The following is an 18,927-nucleotide window of genomic DNA, read 5'->3' as shown; positions in this document are numbered from 1 at the left end:
ATAACAATGACTACACTTAGTTGTTTTCTGTATTGATATCTAACATAACCAAAGTTAGTGAAGCGGGGCGTTGATATTAATAATTGTGTACTTACCGCCATGAATTTTCACAGGATTTTTCATTATATAACCGAGTTTAACCTTTGAAGGTAGTTTTATGAGTATTGATGTATCAATTAAGAGAATGCTTCAAATTACGATGACGTTGTCATTAAGTGCTTTGATTATTTTGGTTTGGGTAAGTCATCTGCAGCAGTCTTATATTCACGAAAGAGTACTCAATGAAGGCAAGCAAGTTAAGACCATTTTTGCATTGAAAGATACGCGATACTTTGTGGTACAAATTCAGCAGTTTCTAACAGATGTCGGCGCAACAAAAAGTGATGAAGCTAAGGCTGAGGCTCTTGATAGTCTTGACGGTGCGATAGAAAATTTAGATAAACTGATTGTCTCAGCGCCAGAATATACAGCGCGGGCTCAAGCTATTAAGCGCCAAGTTAATCTATTACATGCTTCTGGAATAAAAATGGCAGACGCATACCTTACCCAAGGTACAGAGGCGGGGAATTTATTGATGAAAGGGGTTGGCGGATTTGATCAGGCCTCATCAGAACTTGCTGATAATCTCGATGAATTAGCCCAAGAGTTAGATAGTCAATTTACTGTAGCAGTACAAGATACCTTAGACGCCACCATTCGCGCCGCGAGCATACAATTGTGGGGCAGTATTGGTTTAGGCTTATTTATTGTCATTATCTTATCAGTACTTTATCGCAGTATTTTAACGCCACTTACAGCCTTAGATAATTCAATGCGCAACGTGGCTTCAGGTTCTAAAGATCTTACTGTAGCACTCGATGATAGTGGCCGCAGCGAAATTGCTAAAGTTGCGGGAAGCTTTAACTTGTTTGTAAGTAATATTCGCGAATTAATTATAGATTTTAATGGTAATACTCAGCATTTAGGCACCGCAAGTGTGCAGCTCAATTCTAGCAGCAATGAAACTTTAGAGGGCATGCAGCGCTTGCAGGGTGAAACTGAGCAAGTGGCTACAGCCATGAATCAAATGCAAGCGACCGTTGTTGAGGTTGCAAATAATGCCGAGCTAGCAGCTCAAGCGGCAAAGGATTCGGATGCTCAAGCGATGCAAGGCGATATGGTGGTACAAGAAACAATTGCTTCAATAGAACATCTAAGTGAAGGGGTTGAACAAGCGTCTAGTGCATTACAGCAATTACAAGATGATGCCGATAATATTGGCAGCATTTTAGATGTTATCCGTAGCATTTCAGACCAAACTAACTTACTGGCATTAAATGCCGCAATTGAAGCTGCCAGAGCCGGTGAGCATGGACGTGGATTTGCCGTTGTAGCAGATGAAGTGAGAACCTTGTCTAAACGTACCCAAGATTCAACCAATCAAATTCAGCAAATGATTGGTCAATTGCAAACAGGTGTTAAAGACGCTGTATCGGCTATGGACTCAAGCCGAGAACAAGCGCTAAAAAGTACTGAGCAAGCCGCACAGGCGGGTGTTGCGCTGGCTAAAATAACTGAATCAGTAGCGATGATTGCCAATATGGCCACACAAATTGCAACCGCGGCAGAAGAGCAAACCGCAGTAAGTGAGGAGATTAATCGAAACATTGTTAATATTAGCGATGAAGCCAGAACAACGGTGAGTAATGCCGATCAATCACACAGTGCCAGTGTTCAGGTTAATAATTTATCAGAGCAATTACGTGACGAGATTGGTCAATTTAAGACGAGTTAACTTGAATGTGACTATCACTATCACTATGGCTATAACTATAACTATAACTATGACTATGACTAAGGTATAAATGCTGACGTCAAAGAGCTTTAGTTGATTAAAAATCGCAAGTCGTAGTGTAGTGGTCAACTGATATTGGCCACGCTCTTAGAGTTTAACCAGAACAATCGTTCTGACTCGTTGGGTGTCAGCCCTCCATTATATTGGTGGGGCCTGACCTGACAGTAATACTGAATTATGTATCGAGTAATTTCTTGTTGAGCTTCAATAAAGCTACGATAACCTACCGTCGGCACCCATTCTGTTTTCAAACTTCTAAAGAAACGCTCCATTGGTGCATTATCCCAGCAATTTCCTCGTCGAGATAAGCTTTGCTTTATCTGGAAACGCCACAGCAATTGGCGGTATCTCCTGCTTGTATAATGAGTCCCTTGATCACTGTGAAACATCACGCCTTGTGGCTTACCACGAGACTCGTAGGCCATTGACAGAGCCTTACCTGTTAATCGACTATCAGGCGATAACGACATTGCCCAACCAATCGCTTTTCTAGCGAAAAGATCTATAACAACCGCTAAGTACATCCAGCGATTACCTGTCCAGATATAAGTGACATCACCAACCCAAACTTTATTGGGCTCAGTAACCGCGAACTGACGGCTCAGATAATTTGGTATTTCAACATGCTCCTGTGATGCCCTTCGATACTTATGCTTGGGCAATTGGCAGCTCACTAAACCAATTTTTTTCATTAACTTAGCTGCTTTGTAGCGACTTAGGTTCGTTCCTAGATTTGTTACTATGCCAGCAATGGTTCTAGCTCCTGCGGAACCATTGCTGGCAGTGTGAGCCTCGCTAACTAAGCTACGAAGCTTTACTGTTTCTATATCAATGCTTACTGGTCGTTTCCGCCAGTAGTTGTAACTGCTTCGGTGAACATTAAAGACTTCGCATAATGTCTTTATGCTATGGCTCTGCTTGAGTTTCTTGATTATCAAGAATTGTTCAGTGAGTCCGACATCAACAGAGCCGTGGCTTTTTTTAATATTTCATTATGCTCTTCAAGGCGAGCTAACTTCTTCTTTAATTCACGTATTTCAATTTGCTCAGGCGTCATAGGTGATGCTTTAGGTGTTTTCCCCTGGCGTTCATCTTTTAGTTGGCGAACCCACTTATCCATTGTGGATTTTCCAACATTCATGGCTTGAGCAGCCTCTGTCACCGAGTAGTTCTGATCTAGGACTAATTGTGCCGCTTCTAATTTGAATTCAGCGCTAAATAGTCTTCTTGTACGTTTTGTCATAATGTCACCTGTTAACTTATGAGGTGATGATATCACCTCTAACTAAGTGACCAAATTCAGCGTACCACTACATAGCGTTTCGTCAACACAAAACACCATAATCAACCTAGAGAGCTTTCCCTTTGTTTGTTATCAATTCAAAGGGGAAGTTTTAGCTCTAATACTATCCCCTAGCAACTAGCTTCTAATTTTTAGCTTAGCTTTTTGCGAGTAGCGAGTAGCGAATAGCTTTTAGCGAAATGAGTTATGAAGAGTTAACTCAATTCAGCTTTGCTGCAGTTGTCGGTAACCCATCGTTTACTGCTTATGTAATTGAATATTATGTCATAAATTACATTTATTTGAACTGATTTATTTGAACTGATTGATTCGAGTGATGCACTAATGTGTAAGCCTCTAATGAACCTATAAACTCCTAATTAGGTTATATAGACAAACATGCTTACATTTCATCGGTTCTTTCTCTATATATACACGTCGACGTACACTTACACAGCTAACCTATGTAAAGCTGTGCAAAGTAGCTGTTTGGCTATTTTCTTTAAATAGTGAACTATTTAGAATCAAATACGTAACATCTCAATTATATTAAATAATAATAAACGAAAATGGATTTCAAATTAATGAAAAGACATTTCAACAAAGTGGCTATTGCGACTTCGCTGGTCATTTTAACTGCTTGCAGCAGCTCTTCTTATGTGGATGAGCCCTTGGTTAAGCCACAACTCCCTCAGTCTTGGCATACCGATGCTCGTTCATTAAAAGACAACCAAAGCTGGGTTACCCCAATAGCGACAGATCAGTTATTAGACTTTATTAGTATCGGTTTAAATACCAATCAACAACTGATCCAACTTGCGTTAGAGGTTGAGGTTCAAAAACAACAACTCAATATTAGCGACTCAAGCTTTTGGCCTGAATTAAATCTATCAGCCAATAGTGCTCGTAATGGCGACAGTGATAATTCGTCTAGCTCCAATAACCTGAGTTTAAATCTCAGCTACGAATTAGATATTTGGGGCAAGCTATCAGACAGCGCTAAAGCTGCAAAACTGAATTTATTAACTGCAGAGGCAAATTATCAGCAAGCAAGAGATGCGTTAGTTGCTGATGTGGTCATTGCTTATTATAAAGTGGTGACTTCAGCTGAGTTGGTTAAGCTTTTTGAGCGCCGAACAGAGAATGCCAAACTCAATTTTGAAATCATCGAGTCAGGTTATCTGCAAGGGTTAAGTGCTGCGCTAGACGTCTATTTAACCCAGAATGAATTTTATACTGAAAATGCCAACCTGCAGTCACAACGTAGCCAACATAATCAAGATATCAGAACCCTAGAACGGCTATTAGGCGGTTATCCTGCGGGTAAATTATTGATTGATGAGCAATTACCCTTGCTGCCACAGGGAATAAAAATAGGTGTGCCCAGTGAGTTAGTTAAACGTAAACCTCAATTACAAGCAGCTTGGTATCAATTGTTAGCCCAAGATGCGTTAGTGGCCTTTACTCAAAAGCAGCGTTATCCAGCATTGAGTTTAGGGGCAGACATTGGCAGTTCTAGCAGTGATATTGCAAATTTACTCAGTGGCGATTATACCTCGTGGTCAGTGTTTGCTGGTATTACCGCACCGATTTTTAATGCCGGTCGACTAGAGTCGCAAACTGAGCAACAAAAATTAAAACTGAAACAGCAAGAGCAAGAATACCTAAGTACCTTGTTTGGCGCTTTTGAGGTGGTGGAGAACAATCTTGATCTGGATGCTAGTTTACAGCTGCAATATCGCTCAACGTTAAAAGCCCAAGAAAATGCCCTCCAAGCTGAAACCCTATCATTTGAACAATACCAAAGTGGCCTTGTCAGTTACACCACCGTACTAGACGCCCAAACCCGTGCGTTTGTGGCGCAAAGCTCGGTTATCAGCTTAAAAAACCAAATTATTGCCAACCGTATCGGACTACACCTTGCTTTAGGTGGTGATCTCGATGCCAGTGTTACCAATGCCAGTGATACAGAAGAAGAATAATATGATGAATAAGAAATACCTTATCCCCGTTGGCATAATTGCTATCGCTATTGTCACTATCATAGTGATTACCTCAAACCCGCCGAGCTCGAAACGTGGCAAGCCGATGGCAGTAGCGGCTATGTCGGTTGAAACTCTGGTGCTTAAACCACAAGATTATCAAATTCAGGTGAGCAGTTTTGGTGTAGTAAAACCGCGAACTCAAAGTGCATTAGTGACTCAGGCATCTGGGCAGATCTTGTCCATTAGCCCAAATTTCCGTGAAGGTGGCTTTTTCGAGACTGGCGAAGTGTTAGTTCAGCTCGATGATAGAGATTATCAAGCTGAAGTGAAAATTGCCGAAGCTGGATTACTACTAGCCAGACAACAATTATTAGAAGAGCAAGCGAGAACAAACCAAGCTTTAGCTGATTGGCAGCGACTCAGTAATGGCCGCGAGCCAACTTCGCTAGTGTTACGTGAACCGCAATTAGCTGCAGCACGAGCAGCAATGTTGTCTAACCAAGCATCGCTTGAAAAAGCTAATTTAGCTTTGGAACGCACCCAAGTTGTAGCGCCGTTTTCTGGGCGAATTCTAGAAAAGAATGTTGATGTAGGCCGCGTGGTGTCGACCAATGGGCAACTGGCAACGATTTATGCCACCGATTATGTGGAAATACGTTTACCGATTAATAATAGCGATCTCGGTTTGGTTGAACTGCCTGAACAAGGCAAGTCTGTGGTGGCAAAGGTCAGCTTTGAATCAGATTTAATCGGCCTGCAAACCTGGGAAGGCGAACTCATTCGTACTGAAGGGGCTATCGATAGTAACTCTCAACAGCTTTATGTGGTGGCACAAATTGACGACCCATTTGATTATCAAAGTAATCAGCAGATGCCACTTAAAATAGGCCAATATCTGACGGCTAATATCGCCGGTAAAAAGCTAGCTCAAGTATTAGTGATACCCACTAAAGCTATCTATCAAGGTTCGTATGTCTATGTGGTAAACGATGGCATGTTATTGCGCCGAGAAGTTATCACAAGATGGCAAAACAGCCAAGATTCTGTGGTGAGAACGGGCTTAGAAAGTGGCGACGAGCTGGTTGTCACTTCCCTAGGGCAAGTGAGTTCTGGTACACCCGTAACGGTAGTGGGCGATGTTAGTAAAGCCAAAATAGGTCAAGGGAAGCGCAACTCAGATGAACCGCGCAAGGGTAAACCGGCTGCTAAAGAGGAGTCAAAACCATGATTGCTTGGTTTGCTAAAAACCATGTAGCTGCCAACTTGTTAATGTTGATGCTGCTGGTATTGGGTTTAGGTTCGCTGTCAACGCGGATCCCACTTGAAGTCTTCCCAACGGTTGAATCTGAAAGGATATCAGTGAATATCTCCCTTCGTGGTGCCACCCCTGAAGATGTTGAAAAAGGGGTGACTATTCGGGTTGAAGAGGCTGTGCAAGATCTTGAAGGAATAGAGAAAATTACCTCTAGCTCATCAGAGTCTTCATCTCAGGTCACCATCGAAGTCGAAAGTGGCTACGATCCTCGCGAAATGTTGGCGGATATTAAAAGCCGAGTCGATGCGATTAATACTTTTCCTGTTGATGCTGAAAACCCCGTTATAGCCCTTGCTCAGCGCAAACGTGAAGTAATAGCAGTGACAGTTACGGGCATATATAGCGAGAAAGAGACAGTAGAATTTGCCGAAGTCGTACGTGATGAATTGCTGCGTCTTGAAGGCGTCACCCAGCTGGATTTAAGTGGGGTGCGTAACTATGAAGTGTCATTAGCTTTATCGCAAAACAAATTACGCCAGTACAACTTAACCCTTAGCGAAGTTTCGAAAGCCATTAATGCGTCCAGTACTGATATCTCCGCGGGTAATTTAAAAACCCAAGGCGGCGATATATTACTACGCTCTAAAGGCCAAGCTTACTACAAAGATGAGTTTGCCAATATTGCCATTAAATCTGCTGCTGATGGCACCATTATCCGTTTAGGTGATATTGCCAATGTGGTGGACGGTTTTGAAGAAACCCCAGTAAGAACCCGTTTTAATGGTCAACAAGCGGCATTTATTGATGTGTATCGAATCGGCCAGCAAAGTGCGATTGATGTGGCTGATAAAATTAAGGGTTATATCGATTCGCGTCAGGCAACATTACCCCAAGGCTATGGTCTCAGCTATTGGGATGATGATTCTGAAATCGTTAAGAACCGTATTGCCACCTTAACAGGCAGTGCGTTACAGGGTGGCATATTAGTACTGCTATTGCTGACTTTGTTTTTACGTCCTTCGATCGCTATTTGGGTGTTTATCGGTATTCCTGTTTCGTTTATGGGCGCCTTCATATTTATGCCATTTTTTGGTGTCTCTTTAAACGTAATAAGTCTGTTTGGGTTTATTTTGGTATTGGGGATAGTGGTCGATGATGCCATTGTCACCGGCGAGAATATTTACACTCATCTTAAGACCTCGCCAAATGGTGAGCAAGCGGCGATTCTTGGCGCCCAAGAAGTGGCTGCGCCAGTGACCTTTGGTATTTTAACCACTGTGACCGCATTTTTACCTATGTTGTTTATCGAGGGGACTCGAGGAGCTATATTTGGTCAAATTGCGATTGTGGTTATCCCGGTACTGCTGTTCTCGTTAATCGAATCTAAGTTTGTCCTTCCTGCTCACCTTAAATATATTAAGATGCGCAGCGAGAAAGAAAATTATAATAAATTTGAGGTTTTTCAGCAAAAATTTGCCGATGGATTTGAACGAGCGATTATTCAATTCTATCAACCATTTCTTCGGATTGCGCTGAAGCATAAAACCGCCACCTTGAGCTTATTTCTCAGTGTGCTACTAGTGATAGCGGCATTGTTAGCCACGGGGTGGACTAAGTTTACCTTCTTCCCGCGCATTCCTAGTGAAACAGTGCGACTCAACTTGACCATGCCAGCAGGCACCCCATTTGAGGTGACTAACGCGCATATTATTGCCATTGCCGCTAAAGCTGAGGCGCTGCAAAAAAAGTATACCGAAGAAGACGGTGAGAGTGTCATTCTCAACATTTTAGCCACGACAGGTGGCCGCGGTGGCACCTCAAATGCTGGCGGGGTGCGTTTTGAAATAACCGCCGCAGAGAAGCGTGAATCAGATATTACCTCTCAGCAACTATTAACAGAATGGCGCCGCAGTGTTGGTGATATTCCTGGCGCTGAGTCAGTCACTTACCGCGCTGAAATAGGCCGTAGTTCTGATCCTATTGATGTGCAGCTCAGTGCTAACTCGCTTGAGACTTTACGTGAGATTGCCGATCAAGTTAAAGAGCATCTGAAAAAATACCCGACAGTATTTGATATCGCAGATAGTCTATCTAACGGTAAAGAAGAGCTATTAATTGAGTTAACTGAGCAAGGTAAGGCATTGGGGCTAACGCGTCAGGAAGTGTCAACTCAAGTCAGAAGCTTCTATTTTGGCGCCGAAGTTCAACGTATACAGCGTGGACGAGATGATGTTCGAGTGATGCTACGTTTGCCACTAGATGAACGTCAGTCATTGGATGACCTTAAAAAGGTCTTGATTACCACTAGTCAGGGCGCGCAAGTGCCACTTGGCCATGTGGCGAAAATGACCTCAGGCAAGAGTCCATCAAGCATTAAACGAATCGACCGTTATCGCGTATTAAATGTCACTGCTGATGTGGATAAAGACAACACTAATATGACGGTATTACAAGCCGATCTTAAGGTCTTTCTTGACGGCTTAGTGCAGCAATATCCAGGTGTGAGGCATTCACTGGAAGGTGAAGCGCGTGAGCAACGAGACAGTTTTGGTTCGCTTCAATGGGGCTTAGTGTTCGTGTTGTTTATGATTTATAGCTTATTGGCGATACCGTTTAAATCATACATTCAGCCGTTAATTGTGATGAGCGTGATCCCCTTTGGCTTAATTGGCGCAGTACTCGGTCACTGGTTAATGGGCTCACCGCTCACCATCTTTAGTATTTTGGGGATGATGGCACTCGTAGGTGTGGTGGTAAACGACTCCTTAGTGCTGGTGGACTTTATTAACAAAAAGCGTGAAGCAGGAATGCCATTAGCGGAGGCGGTATTAACAGCGGGTACCAAACGATTTAGACCGGTTATGCTTACCAGTTTGACCACTTTTATCGGCTTAATGCCGCTGTTATTAGAGAAGTCCACTCAAGCGCAGTTCTTAATTCCTATGGCCATATCATTGGGCTTCGGGATTATCTTTGCTACCTTTATCACCTTGATATTGGTACCGGTTAACTACCTTGTAGTTGAGCGATTAAAGGGCAATAAAGTTGACCAAGCTAGCTTAGATCAAAAGTTTGAGGATAGCTTTGGCGTTGCTAGAAGTTAGTGGTTTAAGCTTCGTAACCAATGGCGAGTTGCTAATCAATGGAAGAGTAAATGGGGCTTAGTTGCCCCATTTTTATGACTGTAATATCTGAGCTGATATGAAAATTCCATATTCCCATCTAATTTCGCTAGAATAGAATGGCAATTTAAATAACGGAGTGTCCTTGATTGGAAAATATTATTGCTGTGCTCGAATCAACGGGTGTACGTAAGCACGATTATGATCAAGGCACTTATTTATTACGCCAGTCTAATGACGTCACGTCACTATTATTTTGTATAGATGCCAATTTTACGGTTTCTTATATTAATGATAACGGCAATGAGTTTATTTTGAAGGTGGAAGAAAATTACACTGGCTTTGTTGGTGAGATGGAGTTTTTTCAACAAGATAATCATTCACTATTTAGCGTTAAATCCAATAAACCTGGAGCTTTTTATAAGCTCAGTAAAATGCAGGTGTTAACTGTTTTATCAGCCGACAGTCAGGTTTTTTCTGATTTAATGGCATTAATGACGAAACGATATAATACCAATGTCAAAAAGCTCATTGAGCGCCTCACACAGCCAACAAAAATAAGTATTATCAATCAAATACTACAAGCACATAACGTGTCGGATGATGAGTTATTTGATTTGTCATCGACTTTAAACGCTAAAAAACTCGGTATTACCACCAGAACCTACCGCAGAATTATTCACGAACTTATCGAAGAAAAAAAGCTAGAGAAAATCGGTAAACGTTACAAGGTCATAGGTCAATTTTAGCGATTTGAACATAGCGATTTAAACATATGGGCTAGATATAGCGCCAAAGATTTTTGGCGCTAGGTGATGGACTTGTCTGTTCGACTATATCGACTATATCGACTATATCGACTATATCGGCTTAATAGCTGTTTCTAACGCTAACTTCATCATGTTATCAAATGAACTTTGGCGCTCTTCAGTCGTTAACTCTCCACCTTTTATGACGTGATCAGACACTGTTAATATGCTTAATGCTTTCACTCGATATTTAGCCGCAATAGTAAATAATGCTGCTGACTCCATATCATAGGCGAGAATGTTCATTGTTTTCATGGCTGGCATAAGCGTGTCAGGATCTTCGTAGAAAAAATCGCTAGTAAAAATATTACCCACACGCACATCAAGAGACAGTGACTGCGCCACATCCCAACAGTTTTTTAGCATCGAAAAATCAGGTGCGGCGGCATAATCATAACCTGCAAAACGGGCACGGTTCATGGCGTTACCCGTACTGGCAGCGTTAGGCACAATAATATCCCTTAGCTCAATATCTTCTGCAATAGCGCCGCAGCTACCAACACGGATTAACTGCTTAACCCCAAATTCATTGATAAGTTCATTGGCATAAATGGCCATCGAAGGCGTGCCCATGCCTGAGGCTAATACTGAAATAGCTTGCCCTTTATAAGTGCCCGTAAACCCAAGAATGTTACGTACATCACAGACTTGCTTAACATCTGATAGATAGTTTTCGGCAATAAATTTCGCTCGTAAAGGATCGCCAGGCATTAAAACCGTGTCAGCGAAATCGCCCTTTGATGCATTAATATGAGGAGTCATGGTGCTACCTTTTTATGGAGTTTTTTAATGTGTTTATTCTAGGTAATACCCGATCCAGATAAGAGGACATTTGTCCGGAAATGCCGGAAATTAACAGGGTATTTTGTAGGAGATTTTGTAAAAAGAGGGCTCTTATTCGGTGTAACCCAAATGGATGGCTTAACGCATATTGGTTTTTTATGGTTGTTTTGTGATTTAGAACATGACGAGTCAGACTGCTTTGGGCGCTATTTTGTTGGGCGTGAGCAACTGCCAATACCGTTAATTCAGCTTTGCACTTCTCAAGCATGGGTCATTCAATGAGAATTAATCTTTATTAATGTTTGAACCTATTTGCTGTTTTTTTCATATAGTATTTTTGATTCTGTTTAGTTTACTTTTTAATCTTGTTGGAGCTAATAATTATGGTCGATATGAATAAGCTTTTAGGGTCAATTATGGGCAGTGGCGCTGCCAGCGGTTTTGTCGGAGGCCTCGCTGGTGGTATGGCAAGCAACATGGTTAAAGGTAAAACGGTAAAGAAAATAGGTGCTAATGCATTAAAAGTCGGTGGCATTGCCGCCGTTGGCGGGCTGGCTTATACCGCATTCAAACGTTATAACAACAATCAAAACACTGGCACCACTGAAACACCAGCTAGTCAGCATAATGAGTTATCCTCGCCTCCTAAGGGATCAGCCTTTTTACCTAGTGATGACAATCCTGCTGCGACCGAAGCGTTGGGTTTAATATTGGTACGAGCAATGATCGCCGCAGCTCGCTCGGATGGACGTTTAGATGCGCAAGAGAGCCAAGCTATTTTCCAGAGAATTGAAACATTGGGGCTAGATAGTGAAAGTCAGCATTTACTCGTACAAGAGATGGGGCATCCTGTTGATATCGACAATATTGTTAACAGTGCCAGCTGTCCAGAAGTTGCTGCAGAAATTTATATTGCTTCACTATTTGCTGTTGATGTTGATACTGCAGCAGAAAAGTCTTATTTAGCAATGTTGGCAGCCCGATTACAATTGCCGCCAGCTCTGGTAAAAGAGCTTGAACATCAAGTCAGCTCACATAAGGTCGCCGCTTAACTTTTATTATGCTTGCCTTATTTTGTGGCTATTATCAGAAACATGAAACATGAAACATGAAACATGAAACATGAAACATGAAATAGAAAAGTCTTAATATAAAAACGACAGTCAAAGCTGCAAGTACACTGATAGCATTAATCAATAAATCGCATATGGTTATTTGTTGCCTGACACGCACTAACTGGCAAGCTTAGTGATCTGTGTTTGTGTTTCTTGTTTTTACTTTTTGTTTAAAAAAACATGCTTTCAGCTGATTTCCTCAATAGCTGTCCATCCCATATTCAGCAACTCTTTCAATATTTTCATCTCATTCACTGTGGGCCAGAGTAATGTTTGGCTGTCATTGCACTAATGAATTAAAACCTCAAGCCCAATATCAGCAATCACAATGTTATAGCTTGTTGTACCGGATAGAGTCGCCTTCTGATTGACTCAGTGATTTTCGACAATCAAGATCATACCGTTTAAGCCATGTTTTAATCTGGTTACCACATTTATGATCTTGATATTAAGGCTACAATGTTGTTTGAAGCAAAATAAGCAAAATAAGCGGAATAGGCTCAGACGAATTCCATTTATTTACTCACTTACTTACTTATTAGGGATTTATCCGCCTCGTGATTTCATTTGGAAAGGGGGGGTTATGTTTAAGTTTTCACTGTCCCTGATCCCATTTAATGCCGTTTAATTTCTGCTTTAACATTTAGTCGCATCAGTCGTTATTTGATAACTGGGTAACTCAGTCGGACTTTTAGCTTGTTTATATGTCAATTTACATGTTGCTGGCGCACCTTTTTGCCAAATATATGCATCGCCATTACCATCAGCGTAAATAGTCCATTCAGCATTATTATTATGAGTGATGGTTGGGTCGGTACTGGATGTGGCATGATTAAATTTTGTATCGAGCACATTTTCTAAATCAGTGTTAGTAGCAAGCGTATAACCGTACGCGGTAAAGAGTACTTGACCAGTACCAATATCTAAATCTGTGTTGAGGGAGGATTTTTCTACCCCTGCCAAACTTGCCTTAGAATAAACAAGCGCATTGGCACTGTGAATTGCGCCTTTCATTCCTGCAAGAGAACTGACTCTAGCATCACCCTGTAGGTTAATAAATTTTGGCGCAGCGACGGTAGCGAGTATGCCTAGAATAATGATGACGACGACTAATTCAATTAGCGTAAAACCTTGTTGATTTTTCATTGTTAACACCTTTGCTATCTTCATAGCTGAAACTGGCTTTACAGTGATCCTATAAAGCGAACATGAAAGCTCTCCTAGCGTTTTTTATTCAAATTAAATACGTAAATTTTAAAATGAGTAAGACATATTCCACATTAGAGCTAAAGCTCTAAATTTAAATTGCGCCTTTTTTGTTCAACTTTCAAATGAATTAATGTTAATTTTTGAACACCACAGATGTTTAGAAAAGTTTCAGGCAAGATTAATATATCGATGACTTTAATTCGGCAAATGGGAGCTAGAATTACTTATGATTTGTTTTTATGGCCTTGCCGCTGAGGACAGTCTCGGTGCTTCACCCACTTATTTTCAAAGGTGAGTCAATGTGTTTCTAGCATAAAAAAAATGACATTCCCGTCATTTATTCGCCGTTTTGATGTGCTTTAGTCGGGGTCACATTCCTTATCAAGTTGAGATGAATGTCTAACAAATCGCACAAATTTACGCGTGATTGTATTTAGGTGATCTTTCTCTAATTCCCCACACTGCCAACGCGTTAATATCGTGCTCAATAGTCAAAGAGGCGATATTTATTCTTAATTATAGATGATTTCTAATGAGTGATTTTTATCGCTCGGCTTATAAAATACGGCTCATATTACACTGACTATTACTCGGCAATAAATTTTACCCTGACCCATATTTAATAGGAATGAAATGAAAGATACCCATAGCGTACGGATCGAAGAAGATTTATTGGGCACTAAAGCTGTGTCCAACCAGCACTATTATGGCATTCATACTCTACGAGCTATTGAAAACTTTAAGTTGAGTCACTCTAAAATCTCCGATATTCCCGAATTTGTGCGCGGCATGATCTTAACCAAGAAAGCCGCTGCGATGGCGAATTGCGAATTGGGCGCAATTAACCCCGATATTGGCGACAAAATTATTGAAGCCTGTGACCTCATCCTAACGACGGGGAAATTTGTCGACCAATTCCCAGTGGATGTTTACCAGGGCGGCGCAGGTACTTCGGTTAACATGAATACCAATGAAGTATTGGCCAACGTAGCATTGGAGCTTATGGGGCTAGAAAAAGGCCGCTACGATGTGATTAACCCCAATGACCATGTCAATAAATGCCAATCAACCAATGATGCCTATCCAACGGGTTTTCGCATTGCATTAATCAACAGTACCGATTCGCTGTTAGATACATTGACCGATCTGACCAGTGCTTTTGAGGCTAAAGCGAAAGAGTTTAATACAGTCCTAAAAATGGGCCGTACTCAATTACAAGATGCAGTGCCAATGACATTAGGGCAGGAGTTTCATGCCTATGCCGTCACGCTGCGAGAAGAAATTAAATCAATCAAGCGTTGCCAAGAGCTACTACTAGAAGTGAATTTAGGCGCGACTGCGATTGGCACGGGTTTGAATACGCCAATAGGTTATTCCTCGTTAGCCATCAAACATCTTGCTGTTATTACAGGACGTAATTATGTGCCAGCAGAGGATTTAATTGAGGCGACATCTGATTGCGGCGCCTATGTGATGCTGCACAGCGCTATTAAGCGTATGGCGATTAAAGTCTCCAAGATTTGTAACGATCTGCGCTTACTTTCCTCTGGCCCGCGCACAGGTTTGAAAGAGATCAATCTACCCGAGTTGCAAGCGGGTTCATCTATTATGCCAGCCAAGGTTAACCCAGTGATCCCAGAGGTGGTAAATCAGGTTGCGTTTAAAGTGGTGGGTAATGACATTACTATCACTATGGCCGCAGAAGCTGGGCAATTGCAGCTTAACGTAATGGAACCTGTGATTGGTCAGGCAATGTTTGAATCATTGAGCCTTATGGGCAACGCGTGTGTAGCGCTGAGAGAAAAGTGCGTTGAAGGGATAACTGCGAACCCAGAGATCTGTATGAACCATGTACTGAACTCCATCGGGATTGTGACCTACCTTAACCCTTATATCGGCCACCATGAAGGCGATATCGTCGGCAAGATTTGTGCTGAAACCGGTAAGAACGTCCGCGAAGTAGTGCTAGAGCGTGGCTTGTTAACCGTTGATGAACTCGATGACATTCTTTCGGTTGAAAACCTGATGAACCCTAAATACCAAGCCAAGCGTCATAGCCGAGAAGCGAAGGTATAAAATTGCTCTAATGACCTTGCTGCCAAGGTAAGTCGTGGCGCTTCGCCCATACCAGAGTCAAGGGGGGGCGCTCTGGTGTGGTCAAGTAAATTGATGTGCTCAAATAAATCTGTACACACTTAGGGGGGATTATTTAGCGTCAAACTTCATTTGGGTGAGATTGGAATTAAGTTTACTCTGCCCTATTTATTGCCGATTTAGACCTTTTAATTGAGCACAGTGCTAATAATTTTATAAACCGTGAAAGCTCAATTTTGATACAGGCTGAATTAACAATTACAAGCACGTCAACAAGTCGTACAAACCTGCTATTAAGTGATTTTTAGATAGGGTGGTTGTTACATATTTACGAAATTATTATTAGATTTAGGCTGTCATCTGCTTTTAAACACTTTTCTACAACAGTTAAGTTCATGCTGTTTTTCCTGCCATCTCCAGTGAAACAAACTTTTTGGAAATAGCATTGACGCTTCTAAATTGGTACCACTGCAACCCGCATATCAACAACGAACACACAATAAAGCTGATAACGGGAAGCAGAAGCAATGAGATTAATGGATCTGCAAAATTAAGTAACATCATTAAATCCATTTATTAGTCCTCATTACTTACTAATGCTGTATCTGGCTCTGTTACTGATTCTGTCAACTCAAGAGAAGTACTTAGCTCAAATAGTTGCTCTGCGATTTTACTATGCAGATTCAAAGTAATTTCTTGTTTCGCAGTTTGTAGCATTTCTGTGGTTGCTTCAGTAAAACGTGTTTCTAATACACTCACAATATCAGCACTACTCAATTCATTCGCTTGAGCGCCAATACTTGCTGTTGCAATAACGGCAATTAACGCTAATTTTTTAAATGTACGGTTAGTTTTTGTAGATGTTGAGCTAGTGACTAAATTTGTATTTGAGGTTGAGTTAAACATGGTGTCTTCCTTTTCAATTATGGGGTACACCTAGGTTATTACAAGCTGCGTGCCAAGTTTGAGATTATGTTTTAAACACTTGATTTTAAGTGGTTTTAAATTATTTCGATAAAAAGGAAATCAAAACGCATTCAATTCACGCCTGTGCAACAAATAAACAATTAGTCATTTTAACCACCTAAGTAGTGAGTTTAGCTAACTCTTAATTAGCAAACCAGAAATATAAAAAATCGCCTTTAATGAGACGCTATTTTATGTTCAAAAATAGCTTAATCAGTGGTGATATTATTAGGGTAGAAAATGACATCTGCAGGAGGCCGAGTTTGATGAATTTTTTCAACAGCATCCCAAATGACCTCTATATATGCTGGGTCAGAGATATATGTTGGGTCAAAATATGTTGAGTCAGAATCTGAGGGATCCATGTCTCGCCAAATATGGCCTATCGGCCAAGGTAAGTCGTGGCGCTTCGCCCACACCAGACCAAAAGGGGAAAAGCGCTTGTTCCCCTTTTGGATAACCCCCAGCGCCCCGACGAAGTTGTCATCCTCAGTGTATTTTGAAAATAGCTAACGCTTCCTATGGGGCATCCATGCCCCGCGAAAGCTAACCTGACATCCATGTCAGGTTTACGCCATTTATCTGCATACACATCGGCAACTTCCAACGGGGAATAATCTAACGTCTAACTTCAATTTAATTGAGTATTTGATTAAGTTTATTCTTACCGCACTTGTTCTTGATAATCTCGATTATAGTCGCTATCTTATTGATTAATAATAGTTTGACTTGTTCTGATCTGTAAGGGTGAATATATGAGTGATTATCATGGTAGATAAAAGTGGTTACAACTTTTCTTGGATAGACCCAGTCACGCTAGATTGCGATACTAAATTCAGTTCTGATAAATTAGGGCGAGCAAGATATGCTGAGTTTCTTACCCATTTTCTTGTTGGTGAGGCACAAAATGGTTATGTGTTAAACCTTAACTCAGGATGGGGAACGGGGAAAACTTACTTTCTCAAACGTTGGCAGCATTCTATTAACGATATTCATCCAACTGTATATATAGATGCTTGGAAGCAGGATTTTTCAAATGATCCTATGCTTGCCGTTATTAGCTCCATAATCTCTCAACTTCGCGATCAATCAGAAGGTGATATAGAGCAAAAAATAATTAATATTGGCAGTAAAGCTTGGGGGTTCTGTAAGCAAGCAACTCCAGAGATCACCAAAGCTGTAGTAAAAAAATTAAGCGGTATAGATGTTGATAAAGTTGTAGAAAAAAACAGTGAATCGAATCTGTTTGAAAGTAAAGATTTTGCAGATGCTTCAGGTAAGTTGGTGAGTGCAATAATTAAAGATCATGATGCAAAGTTAAAAAGTATCAAAGACTTTAAAGACTCAATAGCAGCATTCATAAATGACATTCTTAGTTGTACTGAGAAAGATAATCCCACATTCATATTTATTGATGAATTAGATCGATGCCGTCCAACTTATGCAGTAGAGATGTTGGAAGTGATCAAACATTTCTTCGATATGCCAAATGTGGTTTTTGTGGTTGCTACTGATACTGAGCAATTGCAACATGCTGTCAAAGCCGTTTACGGAAATGATTTTAATGCGAATGTATATTTAAGTCGTTTTTTTCAAAGGCGCTGCACTTTGCAAGAACAGCCGAGGTTAGAGTTCATTCAAAATAAACTCTCAAGCTTGGAGGATTCACAGCTTGCCCACTTTAATGATTTAGTTTGGCCTTTCTTAGATAATGATGTCGAATATCTATCCTATCTAGTGGCTTCAATTGCAGATGTTTTTTCGTTACCACTGCGAGAAACTGAGCAACTTGTCGATAAAGTCAAAGCCGTACTTTTTACTGTTGAAGATAAAAAGGTAGATATTTTACTGCTTTGTTCTCTGATGATTATTCATGACCGATATTTTGAGTTCTATCAGGACATCATTAATGAAAGGCGCCCGATAGGTAAAAATGCTATTTACCATGAGCTTAAAGTTATCCAAGAAATTCTTTTTAAAGAAGAATATCTGATGCTGATTGATTTGAATTTAGAGCCGTATAAACATTTTTCTAACGGTGCGGTTACATCTGGGGATAATGTGTATGGGATAAACATACAAAATGGCAAACATCCGATAAAGTTCGCTCAATTGTTATCAACTCAACTTGAAAGTAGTCAATCTAATATTCTTAAAGGAAAGTATGTTAATGAGATTACTCAATCTCTTTCAGTGAATAGAAAGAATAAAGCACCTATACAAAACTTTGTTGGTGTAGAACTTATCGGATTAAAACAATCTAAGAGTGATTATAAAAACTGGGTTGAATTGGCTACTTCTTTTGATTAATAACTTCGAAAGAAAATTTGGAGCAGAGTCTGCTTTAAAATATACAGCTACCAAAACACCGCCGCAGTCTCCAATATACCCCATTCCAAGTTGCTGAAATACGCAGATGAAAATGGTGTATAGCCATCATGGATGATGGCTAAGGCTCAGGGGGACATGGATG

General features: G+C 40.9%; 14 protein-coding genes. 9 read left to right on the top strand and 5 right to left on the bottom strand.

Annotation, left to right across the window (positions count from 1 at the left end; genetic code table 11):
- Positions 1–157 precede the first annotated feature (157 nt).
- Positions 158–1,774 (top strand): methyl-accepting chemotaxis protein, encoded by a 1,617-nt coding sequence (locus FPK91_RS09145; RefSeq protein ID WP_144210679.1) that lies wholly within the window; start codon positions 158–160, stop codon positions 1,772–1,774.
- Between the two features lie 125 nt (positions 1,775–1,899).
- On the opposite strand, the gene FPK91_RS09140 is transcribed toward FPK91_RS09145, so the two are convergent.
- Positions 1,900–3,077 (bottom strand): IS3 family transposase gene (locus FPK91_RS09140; RefSeq protein ID WP_144208124.1). Its coding sequence is split into 2 segments (ribosomal slippage): positions 1,900–2,819 and positions 2,819–3,077, totalling 1,179 coding nucleotides; the frame shifts between segments, so codons are not numbered across the junction.
- 623 nt (positions 3,078–3,700) lie between these two features.
- On the opposite strand from FPK91_RS09140, the gene FPK91_RS09135 reads away from it, so the two are divergent.
- From FPK91_RS09135 to FPK91_RS09120, 4 genes are all read left to right on the top strand, one after another.
- On the top strand, positions 3,701–5,098 hold the full coding sequence (locus FPK91_RS09135; RefSeq protein WP_144210677.1) for a TolC family protein: 1,398 nt from the start codon (positions 3,701–3,703) through the stop codon (positions 5,096–5,098).
- Positions 5,058–6,329: an efflux RND transporter periplasmic adaptor subunit gene (locus FPK91_RS09130; RefSeq protein WP_227006721.1), complete on the top strand. Its 1,272-nt coding sequence runs from the start codon at positions 5,058–5,060 to the stop codon at positions 6,327–6,329. Before FPK91_RS09135 ends, FPK91_RS09130 begins: the two co-directional genes overlap by 41 nt.
- Positions 6,326–9,460 carry an efflux RND transporter permease subunit gene (locus tag FPK91_RS09125; RefSeq protein WP_144210676.1) on the top strand — a complete coding sequence of 1,045 codons (3,135 nt, stop codon included), beginning with the start codon at positions 6,326–6,328 and terminating at the stop codon, positions 9,458–9,460. Before FPK91_RS09130 ends, FPK91_RS09125 begins: the two co-directional genes overlap by 4 nt.
- Positions 9,461–9,627: 167 nt before the next feature.
- Complete coding sequence (locus FPK91_RS09120; protein WP_144210674.1) at positions 9,628–10,227, top strand: Crp/Fnr family transcriptional regulator; 600 nt, start codon at positions 9,628–9,630, stop codon at positions 10,225–10,227.
- A gap of 111 nt (positions 10,228–10,338) precedes the next feature.
- On the opposite strand, the gene deoD is transcribed toward FPK91_RS09120, so the two are convergent.
- Positions 10,339–11,049: a purine-nucleoside phosphorylase gene (deoD, locus tag FPK91_RS09115; RefSeq protein WP_144210672.1), complete on the bottom strand. Its 711-nt coding sequence runs from the start codon at positions 11,047–11,049 to the stop codon at positions 10,339–10,341.
- Between the two features lie 150 nt (positions 11,050–11,199).
- On the opposite strand from deoD, the gene FPK91_RS20920 reads away from it, so the two are divergent.
- Together FPK91_RS20920 and FPK91_RS09110 are read left to right on the top strand one after the other, a co-directional pair.
- Positions 11,200–11,352 carry a hypothetical protein gene (locus tag FPK91_RS20920; protein ID WP_158638074.1) on the top strand — a complete coding sequence of 51 codons (153 nt, stop codon included), beginning with the start codon at positions 11,200–11,202 and terminating at the stop codon, positions 11,350–11,352.
- Positions 11,353–11,453: 101 nt separating this feature from the next.
- Positions 11,454–12,122: a tellurite resistance TerB family protein gene (locus FPK91_RS09110; RefSeq protein WP_144210670.1), complete on the top strand. Its 669-nt coding sequence runs from the start codon at positions 11,454–11,456 to the stop codon at positions 12,120–12,122.
- Between the two features lie 699 nt (positions 12,123–12,821).
- Here the strand turns inward: FPK91_RS09110 and FPK91_RS09105 are convergent.
- On the bottom strand, positions 12,822–13,331 hold the full coding sequence (locus FPK91_RS09105) for a prepilin-type N-terminal cleavage/methylation domain-containing protein (protein ID WP_144210668.1): 510 nt from the start codon (positions 13,329–13,331) through the stop codon (positions 12,822–12,824).
- 696 nt (positions 13,332–14,027) lie between these two features.
- On the opposite strand from FPK91_RS09105, the gene aspA reads away from it, so the two are divergent.
- A complete protein-coding gene (gene aspA / locus FPK91_RS09100) occupies positions 14,028–15,470 on the top strand; it encodes an aspartate ammonia-lyase (RefSeq protein ID WP_144210666.1) in 1,443 nt (480 codons plus the stop codon).
- 594 nt (positions 15,471–16,064) lie between these two features.
- Here aspA and FPK91_RS09090 read toward each other — a convergent pair.
- Complete coding sequence (locus FPK91_RS09090) at positions 16,065–16,394, bottom strand: hypothetical protein (protein WP_144210662.1); 330 nt, start codon at positions 16,392–16,394, stop codon at positions 16,065–16,067.
- 269 nt (positions 16,395–16,663) lie between these two features.
- Complete coding sequence (locus tag FPK91_RS20915; protein ID WP_158638073.1) at positions 16,664–16,819, bottom strand: hypothetical protein; 156 nt, start codon at positions 16,817–16,819, stop codon at positions 16,664–16,666.
- A gap of 403 nt (positions 16,820–17,222) precedes the next feature.
- On the opposite strand from FPK91_RS20915, the gene FPK91_RS09085 reads away from it, so the two are divergent.
- The gene (locus tag FPK91_RS09085; protein ID WP_144210660.1) at positions 17,223–18,764 is read left to right on the top strand and encodes a KAP family P-loop NTPase fold protein; all 1,542 of its coding nucleotides are present in this window, start codon (positions 17,223–17,225) and stop codon (positions 18,762–18,764) included.
- Positions 18,765–18,927: the final 163 nt, after the last annotated feature.

Origin of the sequence: Shewanella donghaensis (genome assembly GCF_007567505.1) — a bacterium.
Classification (GTDB): domain Bacteria; phylum Pseudomonadota; class Gammaproteobacteria; order Enterobacterales; family Shewanellaceae; genus Shewanella; species Shewanella donghaensis.
Note: the sequence above shows the minus strand (reverse complement) of the source record. Positions and strands in the feature narration are given on the sequence as shown.

What these genes read in the sequence shown, in the direction of transcription:
- FPK91_RS20920 (WP_158638074.1), top strand. Translation starts at nt 11,200, where the DNA reads ATGGATGGCTTAACGCATATTGGTTTTTTATGGTTGTTTTGTGATTTA.
- FPK91_RS09105 (WP_144210668.1), bottom strand. Translation starts at nt 13,331, where the DNA reads ATGAAAAATCAACAAGGTTTTACGCTAATTGAATTAGTCGTCGTCATC.
- FPK91_RS20915 (WP_158638073.1), bottom strand. Translation starts at nt 16,819, where the DNA reads ATGGATCCCTCAGATTCTGACTCAACATATTTTGACCCAACATATATC.
- FPK91_RS09145 (WP_144210679.1), top strand. Translation starts at nt 158, where the DNA reads ATGAGTATTGATGTATCAATTAAGAGAATGCTTCAAATTACGATGACG.
- FPK91_RS09125 (WP_144210676.1), top strand. Translation starts at nt 6,326, where the DNA reads ATGATTGCTTGGTTTGCTAAAAACCATGTAGCTGCCAACTTGTTAATG.
- FPK91_RS09130 (WP_227006721.1), top strand. Translation starts at nt 5,058, where the DNA reads ATGCCAGTGTTACCAATGCCAGTGATACAGAAGAAGAATAATATGATG.
- FPK91_RS09110 (WP_144210670.1), top strand. Translation starts at nt 11,454, where the DNA reads ATGGTCGATATGAATAAGCTTTTAGGGTCAATTATGGGCAGTGGCGCT.
- FPK91_RS09090 (WP_144210662.1), bottom strand. Translation starts at nt 16,394, where the DNA reads ATGTTTAACTCAACCTCAAATACAAATTTAGTCACTAGCTCAACATCT.
- FPK91_RS09135 (WP_144210677.1), top strand. Translation starts at nt 3,701, where the DNA reads ATGAAAAGACATTTCAACAAAGTGGCTATTGCGACTTCGCTGGTCATT.
- deoD (WP_144210672.1), bottom strand. Translation starts at nt 11,049, where the DNA reads ATGACTCCTCATATTAATGCATCAAAGGGCGATTTCGCTGACACGGTT.
- FPK91_RS09085 (WP_144210660.1), top strand. Translation starts at nt 17,223, where the DNA reads ATGGTAGATAAAAGTGGTTACAACTTTTCTTGGATAGACCCAGTCACG.
- aspA (WP_144210666.1), top strand. Translation starts at nt 14,028, where the DNA reads ATGAAAGATACCCATAGCGTACGGATCGAAGAAGATTTATTGGGCACT.